Source organism: Paenibacillus sp. FSL P4-0113, from assembly GCF_038009305.1.
Taxonomy (GTDB): domain Bacteria; phylum Bacillota; class Bacilli; order Paenibacillales; family Paenibacillaceae; genus Paenibacillus; species Paenibacillus polymyxa_D.
In genome coordinates this window covers 4604911-4629636 of sequence record NZ_JBBPAZ010000001.1, presented here as the reverse complement: position 1 = coordinate 4629636, position 24726 = coordinate 4604911, and the positions used below count along the sequence as shown (strand labels likewise).

The following is a 24726-nucleotide window of genomic DNA, read 5'->3' as shown; positions in this document are numbered from 1 at the left end:
AAGACATAGACATTATGTGAATATTTTCACTTGTTTGTGGGCGTACTTTAATACACCTGGACGATGCCTACCTAGGCCATTGATCTAAAATTTATGTTGGGAGTTACACTTATGAAAAATCCTTATATCAGAATGGCAACAGGGCTTTATATCAACTATTTTCTTCTGGGTATGATTAATGTTATTCTCTCGTCGAATATGAGCTTTCTGACCGTGCAATTGAACACGGATAAAGCAGCCATCGGCTATCTGGTGTCAGCGATTGGAATCGGTAAACTGCTCGCTCTCGGAGTAGCCGGAAAAATGTCAGATAAATACGGAAGGAAACCACTGATTGTTATTGCATCATTTGCTTATTTAATCTTCCTAATCGGTATTCCGCTTGCACCTAACTACACCTTGGCATTCGTGTTTGCCATTATCGCAGGGCTCTGCAACTCGATGATGGATGCGGGGACTTATCCCGCACTCATTGAAGGGTTCGGAAAAAAAGCCGGGTCTGCAACCGTCCTAGTCAAAGCATCCATCTCGATCGGTGCCATTGTTATTCCTTTCATGATTGCATTTTTTATTAATCACGATATGTTCTATGGATATTCCTTCTTTATTCCAGCAGGAATTTATCTGCTGAACGGGATTTTCTTGTCAATGACCGCTTTCCCCAACCACAAAGCCGAGGAACAAAAGGCTCCAGCCGAGACTGGTCAATCAACGGATTCGTTCCACAGCGAGCCTAAGTTTTGGCAAGAAGGTTTGTCTCTGATTATTATCGGTTTTACTTCAACTGTATTGTTCATGATCGTGCAGCTATGGCTTCCTACCTTTGGACAAGAGGCTCTTGGCATGGACAAAGCCAGCGCCATTAAGCTGCTTAGCTACTATAGTATAGGTTCACTAGTTTCCGTTATTTTGTTGGCTATGGTACTTGGTAGATTCATTAAGCCCATTACCGTCATGATTGTGTATCCGCTTATTGCCCTGCTTTCTTTGCTGGCTTTAATTGTATGGCACAATCCTGTCGCTACCTTGATCAGTTCATTCTTAATCGGCTTGTCTACCGCAGGCATATTCCAAATTGCCCTTACGGTAATGACGGAATTTTTCCGCAAGAACAAAGGAACTACGACTTCTCTCGTAAACATAGCAGCCAGCCTATCGTTCATCCTGATGCCTTTGGCTACCGGGAGCATGTCCAAAAGTCTGGGAATTACCTCCGTATTCATTCTGGATATTGCGATTGCTGTAGTCAGTATTTTGCTGGCCGTGTTTGTTGCTTATCGATATAAAAAAGTGTTTCATTAAACTACACACGTTACTTGGAGGCTTATATCATGAAAAATGCTGGACGTATTGACGGAAGAACACAATTAATCGGACTGCTAGCTACACCGATCGGACACTCTTTGTCCCCGGCTATGCATAATCTTGCGTTTGAAAAGCTGGGCCTAAATAACGCGTATATGGCCTTTGAAGTAGGCAATGAACAGCTTGAAGAGGTCGTACGGGGGATGCGCGCTCTGAACATACGCGGTTATAACGTGTCCATGCCTAACAAAACAGCTATACTCCAGTATCTTGACGAGCTAGACGACAGCGCTAAATTTACAGGTGCCGTCAACACTGTCGTGAATACGGATGGTAAGCTGAAAGGCTACAGTACAGATGGATCAGGTTATGTTCGTAACTTGCAGGAGAACGGCATTGATCTGAAAGGTAAGAAAATGACACTCGTCGGCTCAGGCGGTGCTGCAACGCCGATTGCTATTGAAGCCGCTCGAGCTGGTCTCGCTGAAATTTCAATTTTCGCTCGTAATGACCAGTTCTTTGCCCGGGCGGAAGAAAATGTCCGTATGATTAATGAAGAGATGAAACATGCCCAAGTCAAGGCGAATATCTATGCATTAGAGAATCAGGAGAAGCTGCGTGAAGAGATTCTTACAAGTCATATTTTCGCTAATGGTACAGGTGTGGGTATGAAACCGCTGGAAGGCAAAAGTGTAATTGAGGATGTGTCCATGCTTCGTTCCGATCTGATTGTAACCGATGTAGTATACAGCCCAGCTAAATCCAAGCTGATGGAACAAGCTGAATCCGTAGGTGCAACCGCCATTAACGGTCTGGGCATGATGCTGTGGCAGGGCGCATTAGCCTTCGAACTGTGGACAGGCCAAGAGATGCCAGTCGCTTATATTAAAGAACAGCTTTTTGCTGATCAACTGTAAGATTTAGAGCTGCTCAACAAGCACATCAAGCCATGAGTTCCTTCTATTATATACGCATATATGTACTTTAAAGACGATGCTCGGCGAATGAACACTTCTGCCGGGCATCGTCTTTTTTATGGGTACAGCCCCGTTCTTCCTTCTCTTTTCATTAATCCTTATACGGGTCAAACTCATTGGCCCCAGCCATGCATACCCCGATTGGCTTCAGCACATGCATAACTTCCACGGTCTCGGAATGAGCGTCCAGTACCTCGCGCAGTTTGCGGTAGACGAACGGACTTTCGTCTGTACCTGCTCCGCGCAGCTCGACACCGTAGTTCCGAACAGCCTCCTTCATCTGTACATCCGTGATTTGTCCACCACTCCGTGTGCGGGTTTTCCAATTCATTTTACCGGCTGCCTGGGTACGACTCATAATACGACCTGCGCCATGGACTGTACTATAGTAGGAATCCCGATTTTCTACCGAATCTTTCCCACGCACAATCACCGAGATATCGCCCATGCTTCCTCCAATAAAGCCCATTTGGCCAGGGGCCGAGGGGGTTGCGCCTTTGCGGACTACAATGGTGTCGCGTCCATCATGCTGTTCCTTCCACGCGTAATTATGGTGGTTATGCACCGTAAAATCCGCTTCGGTCCCCATAATACCAAGCACTTGTTCTATCACATAGTCACGTCCCGCATACGCATAGCGTCCGGCAAGGCGCATCGCACGGTAGTACATGTCTCCCAGCTCACTGTTCATATCCAGCAGTACAGGCGGCTGATCCATATGTTCTCCCGGCGCCTTTCCGAGAAACTCCCGTCCTGCAGCCAAATTTAGAAACCCGCTTGCTGTTTTGTGCCCAAAGCCTCGGCTGCCGAAATGATTGGCAATCCAGACCTGTCCTGTCGCTTCCTCCACAAATACATCAACAAAGTGATTACCACTCCCTACTGTACCCAGCTGTTCCCTCGCCAAGGACTTCAGTTTGTCATGTTCTTGTTTCCCAATCGCCGCATATACTGCCCAATCTGGGTCATCGAACAGCTCATGGTCTACCTGAATTGCATTCACACGGCCTACGCCAAACGAAATATGACGTGCAATCTCATCCATCACGGCTGAAATACGTGGCATAATATCTGCGGCAAACAGCTTGGATCTTACCGCCTTATTCCCGCAGCCGATATCATACCCTACACCTGAAGGTGAAATTTGTCCGTCATACACCATCACACCGCCAATCGGCTGACTGTAGCCTTTATGATGATCTGCCATCAGTAGCGCCTGAATCACATTACCATTTTCGGCACATGTGCGGGCTTGAGATAGTGCTCCCGGGTCAGGTGATCCCCATACGCGTACTCCATTGATTTCTTGATAAGCCATCGCTTTATCCCTCCATATTTTGCAAGAAAATTTCTATATGTAAAATTGACTACTTTTGAACTTTGGATCTCTTAATAGCATTATGTACGGTTTACCCGCTTCCGAACAGGGCGTAAGTATTACAAGCACAACATCAGACGTCTCTATAAGAAAGTCCCTATAAGAAAATGAAAAAGGATATCCATGCAGCCGACCAGACTGTAGGATATCCTTTTATGATTATTTAGAAACCATTAATCAATTTTACTGATATTTTTTGATGATTCCGAATTGATCCACAATAAAAGGTTTGGCATCATTTTTGTTTTGATCAATTTCGTACGTTACGGCTGTAAGTTTATTTTCGTCTACGGTGATGCCAACAAAATTCTGTACCTGTCCTCGTACAGGTCTACGATTGTCACTCGGATCCGGGCCATATACTGCCGCATGATTCTCTTCAGCTAGTTCAAAGAGATTATAGTACTTATCTCCAAGTTTTTCACTCGGGTTCTTGTAGTAGACTTTGGGGCCAGCAGTTGCTGGGATGACATAGATACTTCCATCCGGATTCACACTATATTCAATCTTCTTATCATTTAATGTATCTTTTAATTTGGTTGACGTTGTTGCTTTACCCTCTTGGTTGATTGGTTTCGTCCGAGCATAAATATGATCGTGCCCCTGCACGACAAAGTCGATATCAAGTTTGTCCATGAGTGGAGCGATTTGGTTACGAACTCCATTGTTATCCATGATGTCAGAATCTGTTGCATGGTTAGAGGTAGTGTAGGGACCTTTGTGAATGTTAACAATGATCCACTTTGCACCTGCCCTTTTGGCTGCCGCAGCATCTTTCTTTAACCATTCAACTTGATCTTCAGAAAAATTGGCATATTTCTCTGAGTCCTCATTGGAGTTCAGTACGATAAAGTGAGCATAGCTGTAATCAAAGGAGTAGTACGCTCCTGTTTTAGTAGCAGAACCAGCTGGTTGATTAATATTAAAGTGATCATAAAAAGCGTAGTTCTCATCCTCATGATTACCTGCTGAAGGAACAATGGTTGTATTCAAAAGACTTTTTTGTGAATGTCCCAACAACCAGTCCCACTGCTCTTCTTTGGTACCGGTGTCTACGATATCTCCGTTGTGGACTACAAACTGAGCATTACCTACAGTTTGAAGTGCTTTTTCGAGCGTCTGTGAAGACAATATGGCTTCATCTTCGCTTTTCGCTTGTGTATCAGCTAAATCAATGAAGGTAAATTCGCCGCTCTTAGGAGCCGTTTGAAACGTACCTGTTTCGCTCCATATCCCGCGCGCTGCATCACCCACACGATAATAATAAGCTGTGTCCGCTTGAAGACCTGTAGCTACAGCTTTATGGACAAGCTCTTCTGGAGAATTGGTCGATGGAGAAGAAGTCCCTTCAAATGTAAGAGCACTCGTAAAATCAGCTTCAGAAGCCGTTTTCTTGATTACTTGAACAGTGCTCTTCGTGGAAAGTTTTGAAGTATACCAGGTAAATCCTTTGGAACCTTTTGTGTCTCCATAAAATGTAGCTGTAACTTTACTAATACCATGATCTGTATTCCCTGATGACTCAGCATGGACAGGCAAGGCTGACATGCCCGTAATCAAACCTAGTGCAAGAGCAACAGACATAGATGTTGCTGACCATTTTTGAAACTTCTTAAACATGTGTACACTCCTCTGTGTAGTTAATATGTAAAAGTTATAAATATGATCATATCAATCAAATGTTAATACGTTGTTTTAGGAAATATAGTAATTTGTAAAAACGAGGTGTTAAGTGACCTAGCGATTGAGGAGAAGGATAACTGCTTTACCCTTTTAGGGCTACAAAGCCAAATAAGGCTAACCGTATATTTGCAAAGTTTGCAAAATCGGCAGCCCTTTGTGCATTGCAATTTCGATCATTCCACTGACTAATGTGCAGAAGTATTTTTCAAATCTGCTTCATAACGAAGGCCGAATTGTTGTCTTGCCTCCTCCATCACTTCAGCGACTGTAAGTGAACACTCCAAAGAGTTAATGGAACTGTTGCGTTCACCAATCTTGATCAGATCTATAAATTCCTGAATTTCATAATACATGGGCTCACGCGTCTGAGCTTTGGTCAGATCCTCAATCGTGCCGTCCCGATAATGAATTTTCACCTCATAGGGCTGACTGATTTTGTCGATCACCATCGTTCCATTCTCACCCTGAATTTCAGCAGGCAGATAGGAATCTGTAATTTTGGAATACATGACGATAGCATCCATATCAGGATACTTCATCACGATACTGCCCTCGCCATCGACACCAGAGGATAAAAGCACACCAACCGCCCGAACCTCCTCAGGTTTGCCGAACAAAGTCACCATAGGATACAAACAATACACGCCAAGGTCCATCAGGGAACCATTGGAAAAGGCCGGGTTAAACGCATTCAATACCTTACCTTGCTTAAAAGCATCAAAGCGGGAGGAGTATTGACAGTAGCTTGCAAAATAACGCCGAACCCGGCCTATTTTATACATATGATCCTTTATTATTTTAAAGTTAGGCATAAGTGTGGATTTAACGGCCTCCATCAGCAGAACATCGTTGTTGCGCGCGGCTTCGATCATACTCTTCACCTCTGCTGCATTAGACGCAAAAGGTTTCTCACACAACACGTGCTTTCCGTGATTCATACATAAGATCGCCTGCTCCGCATGTAAGGAATTGGGGCTGGCAATATATACGGCATCGACCTGGTCACTTGCGGCCATTTGCGCCAGGTCTGTAAAAACCTCCGGCTGGCTGTTATATTTGTCAGCAAAAGCTTTGCCCTTATCCTCTGTGCGTGAGTATACCGCCGTCAGGGAAAATTCGTCCGTCTCCATCGCAGCTTGAATAAACCTCTCTGTTATCCAGTTGGTTCCAACAATACCAAAACGCATCACAGTATCCCATCCTTCCCGTGAGTCATTACAATTCATATGTACCTATTCTCGCATTCCAGCCTAAACTTGTCCACTATACCGTTAGTCATATCTCGTGCTTCAACATGTTTATTCGACAAAAAAAGACTGCTGTCTATCAGCTTAATTTATACTGATTGTACCACAGTCCCTGTCAGTTATTTGGGGTTATATCTCTATTTTTTTGATATTACTTTTCCTACTTCTTCCAAAATAGCATCCATGGAAGCAGGGTCATGTACATCATACTCATCAATGTTCAGACGCAGTACAGGACAGGCATCAAATTCGTTGATCCAATTGGAATATCTGCGATGCATTTGCTCCCAATAAGAACGCTCGGTCTGGATCTCCATCTCGCGACCGCGCTCCTCAATCCGACTCAGAATGGAGGGCAAACTGCCTTCCAGATAGATCAGCACATCAGGGTGAGGGAAAAACGGTGTCATCACCATCGCCTCAAACAGGCTAGTATACGTTTCATAATCGGTAGGATTCATCGTTCCCTGATCGGCATGCATTTTCGCAAAAATGCCTGTATCCTCATAAATAGAACGATCCTGCACAAAGCCTCCACCAGACAGGAAAATATTCTTTTGTTCCTTGAAGCGTTCCGCGAGAAAATAAATTTGCAAATGAAAGCTCCATCTTTCGAAATCGTGATAAAATTTCTCCAGATAGGGATTATGATCGACCTGCTCCAAAGAGGTTTTAAAACCAAGGCGTCCGGCCAAAGCACCGGTCAACGTGGATTTACCTACACCCACTGTGCCCGCTACCGTAATCAAGGCATTTGCAGGAATGTTGTAATTATTCACTATATAAGCTCCTTTACATCGGAAACAATTTGTTTAAATTGTGCCTGATTTTCTACAAAATCAATTTCATTCCCGTTCACGGTCAATATACGAGGGGAAGGGGACTGTTCAGCGAGAAACTGCATGCCTTTATCATAATCTATGATCAATTGCTCCAGATAGGCAGGGTCCATCTCCTGTTCAAAAGAGCGTGCACGCTTGCGAATTCTCCCCAGCAAGGTATCCAAATCTGCTTTGATATAAATGATAATGTCCGGCTTAGGCATATCATCTGTGAGCAAATGATAGATTTGACGATATTTTTCGAGCTTCACACCCTTAAGCGTACGTTCAGCAAAAATCAAATTCTTGTAGATATGATAATCAGAAATAACAGGCTGAGCTTTCTCGATATATTGCAGACCAGTATCCTCCAACTGCTTATACCGATTGCAGAGGAAGAACATTTCCAACTGGAAACTCCACTCATCTATATTCTGATAAAATTTATCGAGAAATGGGTTCTCCTCGACAATCTCTTTGATTATCGGCCAATGTAGCTCGGTTGAAAGCATCGAAGCTAACGTCGTTTTGCCTGCTCCGATGGGCCCTTCAACGGCTATAAATGGGGCTTGTTTCATGCGGTTCTGCTCCTCCTTGTACTCCAGTCCATCCTGTGGACAACTATCCTATTGTATCACAAGGTAGTACGCTAAAGGCATACCAAATCTATGGATAAAACAAAAAAACAGAGCGCTATATTTGCTTCATAGCGTCTCTGTTTCTCATTTAAACCAACCTTTTTCATTAAAACGTGTAATCGCTTCGATCCGGTTACTGACACCCAACTTATCGAGAATGACTGAAATATAATTGCGCACCGTCCCTGTCGTTAAATACAGTTCACCAGCAATCTCTTTTGTGTTCTTTCCGTCAGCGATGAGCGCCAAGACGGTCTTTTCACGCTCTGTTAGCGGGTTGACTTCGGCATAAGCATCATCGACCAGTTCCGGAGCATAGATACGCCGACCTGCCATAATACTGCGAATGGAGGAAGCCAGCTCTTCACTGGGACTGTCCTTGAGTAGATAACCGTGTGTCCCCGCCTTGATCGCTCGTTCAAAATACCCAGGGCGGGCAAACGTAGTTAAAATCAGCATCTTGCAGTTCAAGCCTTTGAGTTCTTCAGCCGCATCCAATCCGCTCTTTATTGGCATTTCGATGTCCATAATGCATATATCCGGTTGATGCAGCTTCACCAGTTCTATAGCTTCTTCCCCGTTGCTTGCTTTTCCGACTACTTTCATGTCCTCTTCCAAGTCTAGCAGAGAAGCTAGAGCACCCAGCAGCATACGCTGGTCTTCTGCAATGACAATTCGAATCATGGCCCCACCTCCTCGTTCGGCTTTTCAGGGATATTGGGCACTTTAATGACCAAGGTCGTTCCCTGATCTGAACGCAGCTCCATACATCCGTTCACGAATTCGAGCCTTTCCTTCATACCTTGCAGGCCGTTTCCACGAAGGGTTCCATTTTCTCTCGTAATACCGACTCCATTATCCTGAATCCGAAGAGTTAATTCCTTACGAGACGGCTCAATCGTGATGGAGCAAGCGGTAGCTCCACTGTGTTTCACTACATTGGTTACGGCTTCCTTCATACACATGCTAAGAACATTTTCATTCATTAATGATGTATGCTCCAGCTTCGGGTCTCCCTCTAGAGTTAATTCAATGTGAGCAGCCTTTAAAATCTGCCGAATACGTAGCAGCTCATCCTCTAGTCGCATACCGCGCATTTGAGTAACCATTTCCCGTACCTCTTTTAACGCGCTTCTTGCCGTGAGACGAACATCGTTAATTTCGACATGCGCCCGCTCCGGGTACTGATCCATCAGTTTGCCCGCCAAATCGCTCTTCAGCCCAATGAGTGACAACTTCTGACCTAAGGTATCGTGCAGGTCACGCGCAATTCTTTGCCGTTCCTCCAGCTTAATCAATTCCGATATTTTCTTATTGGCATCCTCCAATTGAACTTGGAGCCGATCGCTTTTGTTGCGATTAAAATTCGTAATCGGAAGGAGAATCACACCGATCAGATTAAGCAGGATAAAAGGAATCTGTTTAATAAAAACGGGATTCTGAGAAACAAAACCATAATTGATCAATCCAATCGTAATAACCATTAAAATAATATACAGCGTCGTAAATGCAGCCTTACTTTTAATATTACCGATCAAATAGGCGATAAATATGGAAAAGTACATATAGCTGAACAGCAGTGTCATGGTAATCGATATGGCAATCTGTACACTGGTCCAAAAGTATATGAGCCAGCCTTTTGAGACAAAAGCCAGTACATAACATGCAAAGAATACCAAAATAATAGCAGTACCCAAAATAATATGACCTGTAGATGAAGAGCTAAAGTAGTAAAAGGGCAGGATGTAAAAGACGACCCAAACATAAGGGCTAAGCCCTGTATTTCTTTGGAAGATCTGATACCATTTTTGCATCCTGCCCACCCTCTTCTACTTCACATGACTTATATTCCTTATCTTATCATACCAGGTTTTGTTCAACGTTATTTTCTTTCTGTGCCTACAACAGGTGTAGGCATGGGTTTCGTAACTGCAACACGTTTGCTGAGGAGCGGCTTCACTTGTTTAAAGGTCAAAAAGGTTTTCGTATTTTCATCCCAAAGTCGGAACTTCAACGATTGCAGACTGCTACTCACTGTGATCGTGGTCGCCTTTTGAAGTAACGGTGTCGCTTCATGTGCTTTTTCCAAATTATAATTTGGAACTTTGGGACTCAGGTGATGAACGTGATGAAATCCGATATTGCCCGTAATCCATTGCAATACTTTAGGAAGCTTGTAGTAAGAACTGCCTTCTACGGCTGCATTAATATAACTCCACTCTTCATCGTGCTCGAAATAAGAATCCTCAAATTGGTGTTGTACATAGAATAGCCAGATTCCCAACATACCGGATACAAAAAAGATAGGTGCCTGTACGAGAAGGAAGGCCTGCCATCCAATAGCCCAGCACAACAGTGCATACAATGCAACGATGGATATATTCGTCACATGAGTGTTCATTTTTTCCTTGCGTTTGGCTGTCTTGATATTAAAGCGATAGGAAATCAAAAAAGTATAGATCGGACCTAGTCCGAACATAACCCAAGGATTTCGGTATATGCGATAGGCCAACCGTGTCCATGTGGAAGCCTCTGTGTACTCTTCTACCGTAAGCACCCACATGTCACCTGTGCCTCTTTTATCCAGATTACTGCTGGTTGCATGGTGGATCGCGTGACTATTTTTCCATTGGTGATAAGGGCAGAGCGTAATAATACCTGTAATCGTTCCCACAATGTCGTTCAGCTTGCGGCTTTTGAAGAAGGATTGATGACCACAATCATGAAAAATAATAAACGTCCGTACCACAAACCCCGATGCAACAATGGCAATGGGAAGCGTCAGCCAGTACGAAACCGACAGGCTAAGATAAGCAGCATACCACAATAGGATCAGTGGACCCAAAGTATTGATAAGTTGCAGAACGCTGGATTTCGTGTTTATTTTCTCGTAGGGAGCCATATTTTTTTTCAATTGGGCTAATGGGAGTTGTGTCATACTCATTATGATCCTCCTTAAAGATGACGCCTATACCTTGATCCTGTTAGGCGTACATGTTGATCTAATCTCAGTATAAGGAGAACGCTCTAGGCGCTGTAGTCATAAACGTCAGTTCGTGTATATGACATTTGTCATATAGACAAGTAACATAACCCGTTTTCCAAATGTTCGCGGGTTTCTTTTCTGATGATTGTTTGTTAAAATATAAGGTATAATAACGCTGTATGTGACTGGCGAAGTCAGTGGAATGAACCACGAGGGAGCATACAAAAAAAGCGTACCGTTCGCCTGGGAGAAGTATTTGCAGAGGATTCGTCTGTCTTGACGACCTTGTGCAAATACTTTTTTTCGTTTTACAAGACCATGACACCCTGTTGATTCCATTATGCAATAAATTCAGAGGAGGCTCGGACTATGGCTATTATCATGAAATCCAAAGAAGCAGCTGAGCAAGTATATGCAACGATCCGTTCACAGGTAGAAGAAATGAAGCAGCAAGGACACCGTCCCCATCTGGCAACCCTATTGGTAGAAGGTGATCCGGCATCTGCATACTATGCACGGACCAAGCAAAAAATAGCGGAGAAGCTGGGCATCTCATTTCATCTCCATACGTTTGATCGTCATGTTAGCGAAACCGAGCTACTGCACCTGATCGGCAGTCTGAACGATGCATCCCATGTACATGGCATTATGCTGGAACTGCCGCTTCCCCAACATCTTTCCGCCTCCGTTATTAAACAATCCATTGCCCCCTACAAGGATATTGATGGGATTACACCCGATAACAAGCTGGCTACTGTAACAGGTGACGCCGGACTATATCCCGCAACACCTCAAGCCTGTATCGAGCTGCTCAAGCATTACGGTCACACATTGGCAGGCAAAAATGTCACGCTCGTGGGCATCGGACAGACAGTGGGACTTCCCCTTTTCCACATGTTGCAAAGAGAAAACGCCACCGTTACCGCCTGTCATGCAGGTACGCGTGATATTGCAGAGCATCTGAGCCATGCAGACATTGCCTTCGTGGCAGTCGGATGCCCTGATGTGATTACGCAAGATATGGTTCATCCCGGTCTGATTTTGGTAGATGCGGGAATTAATGAGACGCTAGAGGGAAAAATAGTGGGAGATGCCGCTTTAGACGTGGGGGAAAAAGTACATGCTATTTCTCCGGTTCCCGGCGGTGTTGGCACCTTAACGACTGCGATTTTGTACAAAAATTTGCTTAAAGCGATACATCTGCAACACTACTCCAGAGAGGTGGTTTACTCATGAGTGAACTGTCGTGGAATCATTCCATCGGACATTTTCTGAAAGAGGCTGCAAGTGCAGCTCCTACCCCTGGCGGAGGAAGTGTATCCGCACTGGCTGCGGCACTAGGCGCGGCTATGACCTCCATGACCGCCAACCTTTCACAAGGAGAAAAATACGCGCACATCCATGAACAAATCACGGACGTCATTAGCAGCATGGAAAGATTGTCTACACATTGTGAGGAATTAATGGTCGCAGACATCCAATCCTTTGAACAGTATATGACTGCCCTGCGTTTGCCCAAGGAAACAGACGAAGAAAAGCGCTATCGTACCCATTCCTTACAGACAGCGGTGATCGCTGCCATTGAGGTACCCATGCGCCTGCTGGAAGTATGCCGAGACGGATTGTCGCAAGCCTATAACATTGTGGAAGTGTCCAATAAAAATGTGATTTCGGATCTTGGCATCGGCGCGATCCTGTTCGAAGCCGCCGCTCAATCTGCCCTGCTTACCGTCGACATTAACCTTGCTTCGCTGAAAGATTTGGATGTCAAACAATCCTACGAAGCTAAAACAGCCGCACTCCTCCGTGAAATCGGACAAATCAAAGAACAAACCTTATTGATGGTGCGCAGCCGAATAACGGGCTGACCATTGGAAGAACCCGTCCCAAGTCATATTCTGCTTCCATGCTCAAAAAATAGCCTCTCAAACCCGCCTCTGCTCGTGGGTTTGGAGGCTATTTTATTGGAATCCAACGATTTGTGGAAAACTTTTCTATATATTCTTCGTCTATTGATAAGGAGATATTCCCCAAGTCGTTATTTAACCTTATATACATTGATGAAGAAATGAGGAAAAACGCATGAAAAGACGTACTCTGTTAATCAGTATGATCACGCTGTTATTGTTCAGCTCCAGTGCATGGGCGGCCGGTGATGAATCGGCGTCCCGTATTCGTTCATATGATTCCGGGAGTCTGATTCAATCCGATGGAAGCTTGTGGTTATGGGGCTATAATCAATCCGTACCGACTCGTGTAGAGGATAAGCCAAACGTTGTAAGAACATTTTCGAATATAATCCAGGAAGGCGATCTGATATTTACCTTACAAGATCATTCCGCCTGGTATGTGCCAAGAAACAACATTTCTGAATCCGTGAAATTCATTTCTCTGGAAGGACTACCAAACATCATAAACGTGCGTATTATGAATGATCATGTGCTCGCCCTAAACGCCGAAGGAACCGTATTATCCGCTGATCGAATCGAAAATGGTGGCAACTTTGCTCCTTTTCAAACCCTATCCGGCATCGAAAATGTTACAGAATTGGATAGTTACTATGAAAAAAGACCGCAATATGAGGAACGCTGGATCTTCTTGAAGAAGGACGGAAGTGTATGGAAAAATACAAGGTCCTTGCAGGGCTTCGAGCTTGTTCCATCATTAAAGGATATTACTGCTATCTCCAAAAACATAGCCTTAAAGAAAGACGGTACTGTATGGACATGGCCCAAAGAATTTGATAAAAATGTAACTCCGTCCGAAACTTTATCCGTATCGCAGATTCAAGCCTTATCGGACATCAAAATAATTAAGACCAATGGAAGTTCCAATCTCGCGATTGATCGACAAGGACGGTTATGGTTCTGGGGTGAAACGGTCACAGGTTACTCAGATAATACAACCTATCACAATGAAAATACCCCTGTGCTATTATCAGGAGTAAAAGATGTTAAAGACGCCTTTTTCGCCGAACGCTCCATACTCGCCCTCACCACAGCTGGGAATGTATATGTTGCGTCTCTAGATGGTGAAAAGTTACCATCCAACGCCCCCTTTACATTGCTTGCTAAAAATATTCAAAGTATCAAAGCAGGTCCACGGCACGTAATCATGCAAAAAGCAGATGGGGCCTTATGGGGCTGGGGTGTCAACAAACACGCGCAGCTAGGTATAGGAGACTATGAGTTTCTGTATAGTTCACCAGTTCCTGTACAAAAACCGATTCTTGTCCGTCTCAATGGTTCGCCTGTCTCTCTGAGTAATGGTGTCATTACCCGCAACGGGCAAGCGTTTATTCCCCTTCGTTCTGTTTTTGATAAACTGGGGGCCGAGATCGCTTATGATTTCAACAGCAAAATAGCAAAAATAGATCAGTCCAAGGCAGAAGATCACCCTGTCTTTCTAGAAATAAATTTCAAAACCAGCCAAGCAAAAGTGAACGGTAAGGCTGTAAAGCTTACCAATCCGCCCTTCATGGTGAATGGTATTGGTTATCTTCCATTAAGGCTGATCAGCGAAACGCTGGGGGCCAAGGTAGATTGGATACAAAAAGAAGATACTATTGAAATTACGACAAAATAGTAAATCAAAAACCAGTCCAAACATGATTCATGTTGGACTGGTTTTTAATGCTATATACTGTGTATAATATGCGATCTCTTATCTATTTCAACAATTTGTTATAGCGCAGAATCTGCTTATTGTTTAGCTTTATTCTCTTTTTCTCTTTCGACCAGCATATCTACGATCATATCAATCTGTCCTGTAATAGCGATTGGATCATAGCGATAATACGTATCAAAATCGTTAAAGAACACTCTATTGTTCTTCACCGCAGGAAGATTCCCCCATACAGCGGACGACTTCAGTTGCTTGAGCGCGTCACCCTTTTTCTCGGGATCATACGTAGTCAGGAACATATAATCTGCGTCATACTGCGGCAATACCTCCATCGAAAGCTGTACCGTTTGTTCCTTGGAGTTCATTGTTTTCTTTGGCAAGTTCAGTTTGAGCGCATTGTACACGGCTTGTCCACCGCGACCCGCATTGTCGCCAAAGATCCAAAGTGCATGCTTGTCCGTCAGCTCATACAGACCGAAAGTTGCCTTTTCGTCAATCACACCTTTAAGACGTGCGCGACCTTCAGCGGCCTTTTTATCAAATGCAGCAATAAATTGCTCAGCCTTCTCCTTTTCCCCGGTGATATCGCCGAACAGCTTGACCGTATCATAAATATTAGTCGTCGTGCCGTACGGAATGTACAGGGTAGGTGCAATTTTAGACAAAGCCTCATAATTCGTATCCTTCATAACCACGATCAGATCGGGTTTGAGTTCCAGCGTCTTTTCCAAATTGGTCGGATCACCCACCTCTTTGGTTCCTTTTTCCTTCAGCAAATCGGTCAGAAAAGGATTTTGAAACGCAGTCGGCTCCACACCCACCACGTTAGCACCCACGGACAGCAGTTCTCCGCCGTAAAAATCCGTTACAATACGCTGTGGCTTAGCAGGAATTTGAATATCCCCTTTAACCGTATTAAAGCTTCTAGTCTCTCCAGTAGTAGCTGACTCTTGCTTATCTCCTGAAGATGAAGCCGGATTACTCCCATTATTATTTCCGCTGCAAGCGCTGATGAATACAGACAATACAAGTAACATAGCTGTCATCATAAAATACGATTTTCTTCTCAACTGATTAGCCCCCTATATATTGTGGAGATGATCTCCCTGATACACATGATAATGATTATCAATATCGTAAGAAATATATCAAGCGTCGTCCTTGCTGTCAACTGAAAAACGAACTTTGTACATTCCTCCTTAATAAATCAAAAGACCTGCCAAAATGATGGTCAGGTCTTTTTCGTGGAGCCGTATTCAAAAGCCTACACATTGGGGCTAGGTTGCTGAAGGCTGCTTTCTGGTGATCGCTGTTTTGTTTTATATTCTTCTCCCCAATCTTTCATCAAGTTAATAATCGGGATGAGCGTTTTTCCGAATTCGGTGAGAGAGTATTCAACCTTAGGCGGAACCTGCTGGTATACTTCACGGTGAACGACACCATCCTCTTCCAGCTCGCGCAATTGGAGTGTCAGCATACGCTGGGTGATCCCCGGACAGATCCGCCGAAAATCACTAAATCGCTTAGTCCCATACATAAGATGATACAAAATAATCCCTTTCCATTTGCCCCCAATCACGTCCAGCGTGAACTCAACTGGACACGCCTGATCATTTCCAGCGGTACATTCCCCAAAGCCGCCTTTCCGATTACGCATAGGCTTTTCTCCTCCTTAGTATCATTTTATATACTACAGCACATTAATGTGCGTACTTCAAAAACGGTCATGTATATTCTAATATTAAGCATGTCACTTGGTAAGCGTCAATTTTAATCAACATCCATAAGGAGTGGAATAACGATGGAAACCTTAGCTACTACTAAAGATCAAATCTTATCCGCATACGAGTTCAGACATGCAACGAAGGAATTTGATAGTCATAAGAAAATTAGCGATTCCGATTTTGATTTTATTCTTGAAACCGGTCGTTTATCTCCAAGCTCGTTTGGCTTTGAACCCTGGAAATTTGTTGTCGTTCAGAGTAAAGCTATGCGTGAGAAGCTACTGCCTTACTCTTGGGGGGCCCAAAAACAACTGCCAACAGCCAGCCATTTTGTACTCATCCTCTCTAGACTTCCTGAAGATATGATAGCCTCCTCCGATTATATCAAGAGTATGATGGAGAACGTGCAGCAATTACCAGCTGAAGTGATGCAAGGCAAAGAGAAAGTATATGACGCCTTCCTAAAATCAGATTTTGCGCTGGAGGAAAACAAAAGAGCCTTGTTCGAGTGGGGCTGCCGACAAACCTACATCGCACTGGGCAATATGATGACTGCCGCAGCCCAAATCGGCATTGATTCCTGCCCTATCGAAGGTTTTAATAAACAGGAAATCGAACGCATCCTCTCTGAAGAAGGCATTATGGATGCCAAGCATTTCGGTATTTCTTGTATGGTGGCATTTGGCTACCGTCTCAACGAGCCGCGTGGCAAAACTCGGCGACCTGTAGATCAGGTTATTGAGTGGGTGTAAAACCTTTTCTCTAAAACAAAGGGGTGTCCCCACAGCCATTTCGATGGCTTTGGGGACACCCCTTTTTCATAAAACCTCAGCTCTTAACTCTTTCCAATTACTTACTGATAATTTACTTCTTCTGCAAAGTAAATATCCTTCAAACGATCCTTTACGCGTTGAATTTCATCCGCTGTTAAAGGAGCAGTTGGACATAGCTTGAAGTTCCTTCCGGTGACATAGCTTACGTCCGTGTGACCATCCAAGTTGTAGTCCATCTTCGGAACCGGTTTTCGGGTATAATCGGTAAAGTCAATAATGGACCATGCCGCATCTCCATCCTCTTTGGATAAAATAATCCGCTGTGAGGCATTTTCGGTCCACAAATAGCGCAGATTTGCTGGTGAATTATTGGAATCCATAGCCGTCTTAATACCTGAGCCTCTAAACATGAGCGTAAACTCCGTATGATCATTATTGGATCCTGCTACCGATTCATAAATCTGTTTCAGCCCGTCCACGCCTACAATCTCAACCTTGCGATCAACAGGGAAGTGGTTCACAAAATTCTCCCATATTGGAGCCATGTTATGGGTGTTGGCAAGTGCGTTGATGTCCAAAATAATGGACAAGTAGCTTACCGTATTTATACGTTGATAAGGGTTATCCAAATATTGCTGTACTATATACAGTTGTGGTGCTGCATCCGTCTCAGTCACATATGGGTCAAGCGGATGAAGAGTCCAGCGTGAGGAATCTTTCGTATAGCGTGATCCAATCGGATCAATCGTAACCGAGTTCATGAATACGGTACCGCTATTATCTGCTAGTCCCTGTGCGGGAACAATTGGATTGTCCTTATGGGACCAGTAAGGCATCAATGGAGAGCCCTCACCATACATACCGTTCACATTATATTGTGTAGCCGACCATCCCATCGCGGAAGTAATCCGATAGTGATCTTTAAGCCATTGAGTCTGTTCGGGATTTACCGTAAAGCTGGTCAATGATTTCGGAAGATACTTCCGATATTGGTCTGTATCCATGCTTTCAAACACCGATGGTGATCCCATTGTACCGGATTGGTGCAGCTCATTGAATGCATTGTAACGATACATATACATCCACTCGTCCATTCGAGCTTCCCAAATAGGAAACTTTAACTGGTTCGGATACCCATCCAACATTCCGACTTCATCTCCATACTGATCGACGAATGCCAAAACCTGTTTAAGCTGCGGGCGATTTGCTTCTACAAAAACAAATCCGTTTTCCATCGCCCACGTCACTTTGACATTGGGACCAAAGTGGTCCATCAGCAATTGACGCGCTTGCTTGATTTGATCTACCGTCGTCGCGCTTCCCTGCAGCATGATGGAGACAGCAAAGTATTGCTTTTTGCGTTCCCCGGGTTCTACCGTTAATTCCGCATCAGATGTGAAGTGAACCCCTTGAGATGGCGACTCAACCGTGATCTTTAATGGAATGACCGAGTTTACTGTCGGAATCAAATGCAGGTTGGCAATCTTCCCATCCTCATCAAATATTCCTCTGGAATCCTCTACCCGAAGTATCAAGTCTGAGGGCAGCAATCCAGGAGCTATAACCTCTCCATTAGCATTATGAAATACGTAGGACATATTCCAAGCAGCAGGATCTAAAGTAGCAGCCTCTGAAATGGTATACGTAGCCAAGTATACGGACCTGATTACGTTCGGTGGCTCTGCCGGCGGAGTCTTCCCTTTCACGATTAGCTTGGCCTGAGCTGTAAGGACCTGATAAGGTTTGGCAACGGTGACCTTCATTTCTACAGGAATGAAGCTGTCCGCAACCGGAATATTTTCGGGATGTGCAATTTTCCCTTGTTCATCAAAAATACCTAACCCATCACTAAATGTGTACGTAACACTTGTGACGCTGGCAGCAGGAATGCTTACGGGTCGCCCTTTATTGTAGAGCTGAAAAGATAGCTGATACGAAGGGTATGTCTCCGGTTGATTTACCAGCTCCTGCGCCTTGATCACGACCTCATCTACCAGAAAATCCGAAGAATGATCCGGTGGATCTACCGGAATTACTGGTGGTTTGGGTTTAGGTCCCGGCGGTGTCACCGACGGTTCCGGCTTCGGTTCTGGTGGTGTCACCGGAGATGCTGGTGAATCAGGGCTTGGGCGATGCCTTTTAGGCTCCTCGACTTCCGAATTCACAGGTTGTTGACTAATTTCCGGTGTCACATCGACCTCGATCTTCTTCGATTCTTGTTGGCTGGTCGTCTGAGGCATCGTTGCAGTTCCATCTCCTAATGACCCTAGCAAACGCTTGGCACGTTCTCTCAGACCGTCACCGCCTAACCATATTCGATAAGCAACCAGCGTGGCATCCTGCCGTCTCACAGACTCTTTAGGATGGAAATAGTGATTCGTATCTCCCTCGATCAGTTCCAGCCGTTCCATCAGCCATACGCTCGTTTGTGCATAATCTGATATATCAGATTGATCCACAAAACTGGATATACCAGCCGATCGGGTATCTTCAGTAACACCAAAATAGCGGGCATACCAAACGGCCATATCCTGACGAGTCATATTGTGCTTGGCACCGAATAATTGATCACTAATTCCTTTCGTAATGCTCTCTTCCTGTAAGGCCTGTACATAAGGTAGAGCCCATGGTGACACATCACGAAAAGAAGTTACGCCTCTGTTATTCGATGTTCGCTTTAAGGTTTTAGCGAAAATGCTTGCCCATTCCTGTCGCGAGATAAAATGTAAAGGTCGAAAGCTCCCATCCTGATATCCCGTAACATAACCTTGAGCAGCCATGGCCTCAATCGCATCAGCTGCATAGGAATGTTCGATATCGTTAAAGGCTCTGTCCGCAAAAACAGGCGCACTATGTATACAGAACAACCAGACAGCCAGTAAACCAGCCATGTAATGCCTAATTTGTTTTAACTTTTTTTCATAATTCATTATTCGGAATCATTACACCTCCTTTACTAGATAGCACTGAGCCACTTTCGCCTGTACTTTCATATCAACTTTGAAAATTAGTCTCTCTTGTTTTCAATCGGTTTTTCATTACTGTTAACACCAAACTGTATATACTTGAATTATCGGAATAATCTCCCTAGGATTGAATAAAGCCAGTAAAAAAAGTAGTTTTGGCAATCTACTATCCTGTTTATTCACCATCTTTTTTTAAGCCGTAATTCCCTATCACTAAACAATGGTTTTCATTGGTAATTAAATATTTATCATCTTTTTGTGTTACTATGTTGATCCCGTATACAAATAAAAAAAGAGATAACATCTGTATCCGCATTCGCTTGAAGAATACAAAATGTTATCTCGTTCTCGTGTACATATATACTTATAAAATCCTGTCTGCTGTTTTAATTCTCTTTAAACTCAGAACCCTTATAAACATAAAAGTAGCCGTTTAAAGCCCCATTTTGTGGATAGGCAGCAGGATCTTTGCCTTTTATTTGACCAACCAACTCTCGATTTATAAACGCAGGGGGGCCTTCCTCAACTAGCGCTTCAGCAGACATTCCAGTGATTGATTTTACTGTGTTGGACCAGAATGTAACTAAGTAGACATCGTCAGCATTAAAATGATAGCGTCCTTCACTTGGAGTTCCCTCATAAAACAGCTCTGCCAAAGAAGCTGCCTCAGATCCTCTCATAAAAATTCGAATCTCATCGGTTCCGTTCCATGTATGAGGAACTCCACCTTTTGGATTAACGTATTCTACAGTTTCTGGCTCCTTGTCGCTAATAAAATCAACAACTGCATATTTATAAACCTCATCTGTTACACTCTTGGTTGCAATTTCAGTTGTTTTCTCTGTTCTATAGCCACTGAACTTTCCATACACATTCGGGGTTTTGCCAATAGCAGCTAAGGCCTTTTCCTGATCCATGAATCCGGCTCTTCCAGCTACTGGTGTCAGCCTGTACGTCTTGATTTCAGTCCCCTTGTACTGATCCCAAGTGTATTCGTAATAATATTTCGCATAAGATACTCCACTGTTCCAGCCTACGGATAACAGCATGAGAATACCTATCATGAATACTAACGGCCATTTTTTCAACTTCATACCCTCAACCTCTTTTCTCCAAGTACACTCAAATCATCATTAGCATTATAGCTTTTCAATAAATCTATCGACAGTTAAATATTAGAAGAAAGTGTGGATAAATTATGTCCTTGATAATTTACTATTTGCCTGTGTTTTACTGATCGGTTGCAGCTTTGAGACGTTTTTCCATTTCTGTAGACACCATAATGTTTAATAGCCCCATAAGATTATTGGTCTCATCTCTTGCTTTTTGATAGGCCGCAGCGAAGGCTTTTTCATTCGCGGCAGGGTTTTTAATGTCACTTAGTTTCTTCCACTCGGGCTTAACGCGTTGATCGTACATATCGTACAAGCTGATGTCTGTAGGTGTCTGGGCAACAGGCATCATAGACTCAAATTTCGAGGCAACCTTAAAAAATCCCAGCGTATTTTGGACCGATGGACTAGAATAATCATGCGTCTTCATCGCTTCTTCTAAAATATGAAGTCCCTCTCGTGACAAATAGAGCATTTTGACGAGTCCTCTTTCAGTATTAGAGGTTTCCTCCCACTTCTTGTAGGACTCACCTGGAGCAACTCCCTCTGTAAAAAAATTATAAGCTTCATGAATAAATTCATCTGTATTCAGGTGGATGGGTTCTTCTGTATATAAATTCACGACAGAATCACTGTAATTTGCAATGTTTACATGTTTCCCAGTTGGATCGGAAACCCGCCGAATCGGATGATCCTGCACTCGTACCAGTCCATAACGATCGGCAAAGGTAAGAAGCTGCTCCTGCGTCGTATTTAACCCTATTTGTCCTGCTGGCTGATCGGGTTTCGTTGCTTCTTTAGCCACGTCGGAATACGTCTTTCCATTACTTTTTGTAGCTTGGTCTGTAGTATTGCTCACAACACCATCCACACCAGCCTGTTCCGCATTGTCCGCCTTGGCATTCTGGGTAGTCGTAGTGGTTGCCGTTGCTGCTCCAGTCGTAGATTCACCTTCAATTTGCTTCTTGGAGTCACCGCATGCGGTCAGCATAGCAGTTAAACTTATTACAGCAGTCAACAAAATAATATACGCTTTTGCCTTCATCAGTATCTTCCTCATTTCCTTATGTATCATTCTTTCGTGGTTTGATAGTAGACTTCAATAATATGGAATTAATCTTATCAAAAATAAAAATGAGAGAATACTGGACCATACTCCTGATTATCTTCGATGATTCTATAGTAATTCGTTGTTTTCTGAACTAAAGTCGTGGCTCTCAACCTACATAATGGGCAAATTGCCCGTTGACTTTCGGAATACTTGATCCTCGGTACTACTCCTGCCTGTTCAAGTTACATCATATTTGGTTCCTAGTTTTCTAAAACCGATCGTGCTGTTTTAAATCAGTAGGTTGTAGTAAATCGAATATTACAAACGAAAGCACCTGTAATTCATATAGAAATGGATGAATTACAGATGCTTATCTATTAGTTAGTAATGAGACTCCCTATTTTATTGTTTTTATGAATATTTTCCGTTCCGGCATCCAATGCAGTTTTGTAATATGAGCATTTATGTTCAATAACTTCCATTGTTTTTTTAAGTTCTTCCATTTGTGCTTCTACAGTAGCTTTTCGTTCCATAAACATGTCATATCTTTGTTGTAGTGTGGAATCCCCACCAGAACACCAATCAATGAAATTTTTAATTTCTTTGATCGGCATCCCGGTGGATTTTAGACATTCAATTATTTTTAAAGCGTCGATATCGGATTCTTTAAATAATCTTGTTCCGCTAGATGTCCGTTCTACAAAAGGCATAAGTCCCTCTTTGTCGTAGTAACGCAAAGCGTATGCTGTAAGATTCAATTCTTTTGCAACTTCGCTGATAGAATACGTCTTCATCATGTATCTCCTATTCTTAATGACATAGACTTCGAGTTAACTCTATGATATAAGAGGGATTCTATCAAGTTATTTGTAGAATGTCAAAGTCCCCTTATAGGAAAAGTAGAATCAGATGCTATCTAACGAAATATAATTAGCAAGAAAACAACATTACTGAATAGAGGCTTATAAACTTCGCTTGACTTAGAGTTAACTATAAGGATTAACATTGATTTGCAAGAGAAAAAGTATAAATGGAAATGAATGAAGGGGAACTTCAACCGACTTCAGCTAGTTTTCAATTTATACCGATATAACTGCATTCTCTTGAAAAATAAAAATAATTGGAGGCTATTTATGATAACTGCTAAAGCACGAGCTGTCGATGGCCCAGACAAACCGTTTCGATCGGCTGAAATTAAACGACGGGATCTTGATTCACACGATGTTCTGATTGAAATTAAATATGCCGGCATATGCCATTCTGACATCCACACTGCTCACGGCGAATGGGGCCCAGTGAACTACCCTCTCGTACCTGGACATGAAATTGCAGGGATTGTCACGGAGGTAGGATCTGAGGTTACAAAGTACAGCGTTGGTGACCGGGTAGGGGTTGGCTGTATGGTTGATTCCTGTGGCGAATGTGAGAACTGTCGTAAAGGAGAGGAACAATACTGCCTTAAAGGAAATGTCCCTACCTATGCTGGTGTTGACAAATACGGCGAGCCTACACAAGGCGGATATTCTACCCACATTGTCGTAACTGAGGATTTTGTAGTGAAAATTCCAGATAACATTGAGCTTGACGTGGCTGCTCCATTACTTTGTGCAGGTATTACGACTTATTCACCGTTGAACCGCTGGGGTGCTGGTCCAGATAAAAAAGTGGCCGTTGTGGGAATGGGAGGCCTTGGTCATATGGCTATCAAGATTGCACATGCTATGGGTGCTGAGGTAACCGTTCTATCCCAAACATTAAAGAAAAAAGATGATGGCTTGCAATTTGGTGCGGACCACTATTATGCTACAAGCGAACCAGAAACATTTGAAAAACTTGCTGGGCACTTTGATTTGATCATTAACACGGTAAGTGCTGCCATCGATATGGATGCTTATTTTGCACTACTCAATCTAGACGGAACTTTGGTGAATGTCGGTGCCCCTGGGGAGCCGTTGTCACTAAATGTGATGTCCCTTATCGGACATCGCCGTTCATTTGCTGGTTCAATGATAGGAGGCATCCGTGAGACACAGGAAATGTTGGATTTTTGTGCAAAACACAATATTGTTCCTAAAATTGAAGTAATTTCGGCCGACCAGATTGACGAAGCCTACAAACGAGTGTTAGCTTCTGATGTGAAGTATAGATTCGTGATTGACATTAGCACAATGTAAGCTATGTAAATCATAAGTTATACAAGTGATTTTAATTTTGAAGGTGTCCCCAAAGTATTACTTGGGACACCTTCACTTTATTCTGTGTACCATCCTATTGTCCATTTCCTCTTTTTGCATTTATTTGTAATCCAAAGATTCCACCCTTAGAATATAATACATTAGGAATAAATAGGAAGGTGGAACTTATCTATGTTTAAGAAAATGGATATTTACAAAATCCTCACTTTAATATTTGCATTAGTTGTTATGATCTCTTCCTCTTTA

21 protein-coding genes and 1 riboswitch are annotated in these 24726 nt (G+C 43.3%); of the genes, 7 read left to right on the top strand and 14 right to left on the bottom strand.

Features of this window, described 5'->3' with window-relative positions; genetic code table 11:
* The first annotated feature begins 111 nt into the window (after positions 1 to 111).
* Positions 112 to 1302, top strand: a complete 1191-nt coding sequence (locus MKX46_RS20130) for an MFS transporter (RefSeq protein ID WP_029517617.1) — start codon at positions 112 to 114, stop codon at positions 1300 to 1302.
* A 29-nt stretch (positions 1303 to 1331) separates the two neighbouring features.
* Positions 1332 to 2222, top strand: coding sequence for a shikimate dehydrogenase (locus MKX46_RS20125; protein ID WP_029517618.1), 891 nt, complete (start codon positions 1332 to 1334; stop codon positions 2220 to 2222).
* Positions 2223 to 2373: 151 nt separating this feature from the next.
* On the opposite strand, the gene MKX46_RS20120 is transcribed toward MKX46_RS20125, so the two are convergent.
* The 8 genes from MKX46_RS20120 to MKX46_RS20085 all read right to left on the bottom strand — a co-directional run bounded on the left by MKX46_RS20120 (position 2374) and on the right by MKX46_RS20085 (position 10993).
* The gene (locus MKX46_RS20120) at positions 2374 to 3600 is read right to left on the bottom strand and encodes an RtcB family protein (protein WP_165149979.1); all 1227 of its coding nucleotides are present in this window, start codon (positions 3598 to 3600) and stop codon (positions 2374 to 2376) included.
* A 243-nt stretch (positions 3601 to 3843) separates the two neighbouring features.
* Positions 3844 to 5280: a metallophosphoesterase family protein gene (locus MKX46_RS20115; RefSeq protein ID WP_341071691.1), complete on the bottom strand. Its 1437-nt coding sequence runs from the start codon at positions 5278 to 5280 to the stop codon at positions 3844 to 3846.
* 248 nt (positions 5281 to 5528) lie between these two features.
* A complete protein-coding gene (locus MKX46_RS20110) occupies positions 5529 to 6530 on the bottom strand; it encodes a Gfo/Idh/MocA family protein (RefSeq protein ID WP_029517621.1) in 1002 nt (333 codons plus the stop codon).
* Between the two features lie 197 nt (positions 6531 to 6727).
* Entirely contained in the window at positions 6728 to 7369 is a 642-nt protein-coding gene (locus tag MKX46_RS20105; RefSeq protein ID WP_013308920.1) for a deoxynucleoside kinase, read from the bottom strand.
* Complete coding sequence (locus tag MKX46_RS20100) at positions 7369 to 7989, bottom strand: deoxynucleoside kinase (protein WP_029517622.1); 621 nt, start codon at positions 7987 to 7989, stop codon at positions 7369 to 7371. Before MKX46_RS20100 ends, MKX46_RS20105 begins: the two co-directional genes overlap by 1 nt.
* Before the next feature lie 144 nt (positions 7990 to 8133).
* Positions 8134 to 8733: a response regulator transcription factor gene (locus tag MKX46_RS20095; RefSeq protein WP_029517623.1), complete on the bottom strand. Its 600-nt coding sequence runs from the start codon at positions 8731 to 8733 to the stop codon at positions 8134 to 8136.
* The gene (locus tag MKX46_RS20090; RefSeq protein WP_029517624.1) at positions 8730 to 9863 is read right to left on the bottom strand and encodes a sensor histidine kinase; all 1134 of its coding nucleotides are present in this window, start codon (positions 9861 to 9863) and stop codon (positions 8730 to 8732) included. Before MKX46_RS20090 ends, MKX46_RS20095 begins: the two co-directional genes overlap by 4 nt.
* Before the next feature lie 68 nt (positions 9864 to 9931).
* Positions 9932 to 10993 carry a fatty acid desaturase gene (locus tag MKX46_RS20085; RefSeq protein WP_029517625.1) on the bottom strand — a complete coding sequence of 354 codons (1062 nt, stop codon included), beginning with the start codon at positions 10991 to 10993 and terminating at the stop codon, positions 9932 to 9934.
* A 213-nt stretch (positions 10994 to 11206) separates the two neighbouring features.
* Positions 11207 to 11291: riboswitch (ZMP/ZTP riboswitch) on the top strand.
* A 113-nt stretch (positions 11292 to 11404) separates the two neighbouring features.
* Here MKX46_RS20085 and MKX46_RS20080 point away from each other — a divergent pair.
* From MKX46_RS20080 to MKX46_RS20070, 3 genes are all read left to right on the top strand, one after another.
* Positions 11405 to 12271 (top strand): bifunctional 5,10-methylenetetrahydrofolate dehydrogenase/5,10-methenyltetrahydrofolate cyclohydrolase, encoded by an 867-nt coding sequence (locus tag MKX46_RS20080; RefSeq protein ID WP_029517626.1) that lies wholly within the window; start codon positions 11405 to 11407, stop codon positions 12269 to 12271.
* Positions 12268 to 12903: a cyclodeaminase/cyclohydrolase family protein gene (locus MKX46_RS20075; RefSeq protein WP_069012904.1), complete on the top strand. Its 636-nt coding sequence runs from the start codon at positions 12268 to 12270 to the stop codon at positions 12901 to 12903. Before MKX46_RS20080 ends, MKX46_RS20075 begins: the two co-directional genes overlap by 4 nt.
* A gap of 214 nt (positions 12904 to 13117) precedes the next feature.
* Entirely contained in the window at positions 13118 to 14620 is a 1503-nt protein-coding gene (locus MKX46_RS20070) for a stalk domain-containing protein (RefSeq protein WP_341071690.1), read from the top strand.
* 116 nt (positions 14621 to 14736) lie between these two features.
* On the opposite strand, the gene MKX46_RS20065 is transcribed toward MKX46_RS20070, so the two are convergent.
* The gene (locus tag MKX46_RS20065) at positions 14737 to 15729 is read right to left on the bottom strand and encodes an ABC transporter substrate-binding protein (RefSeq protein WP_341071689.1); all 993 of its coding nucleotides are present in this window, start codon (positions 15727 to 15729) and stop codon (positions 14737 to 14739) included.
* A gap of 194 nt (positions 15730 to 15923) precedes the next feature.
* Entirely contained in the window at positions 15924 to 16316 is a 393-nt protein-coding gene (locus MKX46_RS20060; RefSeq protein ID WP_068938572.1) for a winged helix-turn-helix transcriptional regulator, read from the bottom strand.
* Positions 16317 to 16460: 144 nt separating this feature from the next.
* Between MKX46_RS20060 and MKX46_RS20055 the strand changes: the two genes are divergently transcribed.
* Positions 16461 to 17135 carry an NAD(P)H-dependent oxidoreductase gene (locus MKX46_RS20055; RefSeq protein ID WP_069012902.1) on the top strand — a complete coding sequence of 225 codons (675 nt, stop codon included), beginning with the start codon at positions 16461 to 16463 and terminating at the stop codon, positions 17133 to 17135.
* 101 nt (positions 17136 to 17236) lie between these two features.
* Here MKX46_RS20055 and MKX46_RS20050 read toward each other — a convergent pair whose 3' ends face one another.
* From MKX46_RS20050 to MKX46_RS20035, 4 genes are all read right to left on the bottom strand, one after another.
* Positions 17237 to 20086 carry an S-layer homology domain-containing protein gene (locus MKX46_RS20050; RefSeq protein ID WP_318628233.1) on the bottom strand — a complete coding sequence of 950 codons (2850 nt, stop codon included), beginning with the start codon at positions 20084 to 20086 and terminating at the stop codon, positions 17237 to 17239.
* Between the two features lie 422 nt (positions 20087 to 20508).
* Complete coding sequence (locus MKX46_RS20045) at positions 20509 to 21216, bottom strand: hypothetical protein (protein ID WP_029517090.1); 708 nt, start codon at positions 21214 to 21216, stop codon at positions 20509 to 20511.
* Positions 21217 to 21352: 136 nt separating this feature from the next.
* The gene (locus MKX46_RS20040) at positions 21353 to 22279 is read right to left on the bottom strand and encodes a hypothetical protein (protein ID WP_029517091.1); all 927 of its coding nucleotides are present in this window, start codon (positions 22277 to 22279) and stop codon (positions 21353 to 21355) included.
* A gap of 383 nt (positions 22280 to 22662) precedes the next feature.
* Positions 22663 to 23079, bottom strand: a complete 417-nt coding sequence (locus MKX46_RS20035; protein WP_029517092.1) for a MerR family transcriptional regulator — start codon at positions 23077 to 23079, stop codon at positions 22663 to 22665.
* A 339-nt stretch (positions 23080 to 23418) separates the two neighbouring features.
* Here MKX46_RS20035 and MKX46_RS20030 point away from each other — a divergent pair, with 339 nt between their 5' ends.
* On the top strand, positions 23419 to 24459 hold the full coding sequence (locus MKX46_RS20030; protein ID WP_250267495.1) for an NAD(P)-dependent alcohol dehydrogenase: 1041 nt from the start codon (positions 23419 to 23421) through the stop codon (positions 24457 to 24459).
* Positions 24460 to 24726: the final 267 nt, after the last annotated feature.

Bases quoted from the DNA above. Each gene is read 5' to 3' on its own strand.
- MKX46_RS20130 (WP_029517617.1), top strand. From the start codon at position 112: ATGAAAAATCCTTATATCAGAATGGCAACAGGGCTTTATATCAACTAT.
- MKX46_RS20125 (WP_029517618.1), top strand. From the start codon at position 1,332: ATGAAAAATGCTGGACGTATTGACGGAAGAACACAATTAATCGGACTG.
- MKX46_RS20120 (WP_165149979.1), bottom strand. From the start codon at position 3,600: ATGGCTTATCAAGAAATCAATGGAGTACGCGTATGGGGATCACCTGAC.
- MKX46_RS20115 (WP_341071691.1), bottom strand. From the start codon at position 5,280: ATGTTTAAGAAGTTTCAAAAATGGTCAGCAACATCTATGTCTGTTGCT.
- MKX46_RS20110 (WP_029517621.1), bottom strand. From the start codon at position 6,530: ATGCGTTTTGGTATTGTTGGAACCAACTGGATAACAGAGAGGTTTATT.
- MKX46_RS20100 (WP_029517622.1), bottom strand. From the start codon at position 7,989: ATGAAACAAGCCCCATTTATAGCCGTTGAAGGGCCCATCGGAGCAGGC.
- MKX46_RS20095 (WP_029517623.1), bottom strand. From the start codon at position 8,733: ATGATTCGAATTGTCATTGCAGAAGACCAGCGTATGCTGCTGGGTGCT.
- MKX46_RS20090 (WP_029517624.1), bottom strand. From the start codon at position 9,863: ATGCAAAAATGGTATCAGATCTTCCAAAGAAATACAGGGCTTAGCCCT.
- MKX46_RS20085 (WP_029517625.1), bottom strand. From the start codon at position 10,993: ATGAGTATGACACAACTCCCATTAGCCCAATTGAAAAAAAATATGGCT.
- MKX46_RS20080 (WP_029517626.1), top strand. From the start codon at position 11,405: ATGGCTATTATCATGAAATCCAAAGAAGCAGCTGAGCAAGTATATGCA.
- MKX46_RS20075 (WP_069012904.1), top strand. From the start codon at position 12,268: ATGAGTGAACTGTCGTGGAATCATTCCATCGGACATTTTCTGAAAGAG.
- MKX46_RS20070 (WP_341071690.1), top strand. From the start codon at position 13,118: ATGAAAAGACGTACTCTGTTAATCAGTATGATCACGCTGTTATTGTTC.
- MKX46_RS20060 (WP_068938572.1), bottom strand. From the start codon at position 16,316: ATGCGTAATCGGAAAGGCGGCTTTGGGGAATGTACCGCTGGAAATGAT.
- MKX46_RS20055 (WP_069012902.1), top strand. From the start codon at position 16,461: ATGGAAACCTTAGCTACTACTAAAGATCAAATCTTATCCGCATACGAG.
- MKX46_RS20050 (WP_318628233.1), bottom strand. From the start codon at position 20,086: ATGAATTATGAAAAAAAGTTAAAACAAATTAGGCATTACATGGCTGGT.
- MKX46_RS20045 (WP_029517090.1), bottom strand. From the start codon at position 21,216: ATGAAGTTGAAAAAATGGCCGTTAGTATTCATGATAGGTATTCTCATG.
- MKX46_RS20040 (WP_029517091.1), bottom strand. From the start codon at position 22,279: ATGAAGGCAAAAGCGTATATTATTTTGTTGACTGCTGTAATAAGTTTA.
- MKX46_RS20035 (WP_029517092.1), bottom strand. From the start codon at position 23,079: ATGAAGACGTATTCTATCAGCGAAGTTGCAAAAGAATTGAATCTTACA.
- MKX46_RS20030 (WP_250267495.1), top strand. From the start codon at position 23,419: ATGATAACTGCTAAAGCACGAGCTGTCGATGGCCCAGACAAACCGTTT.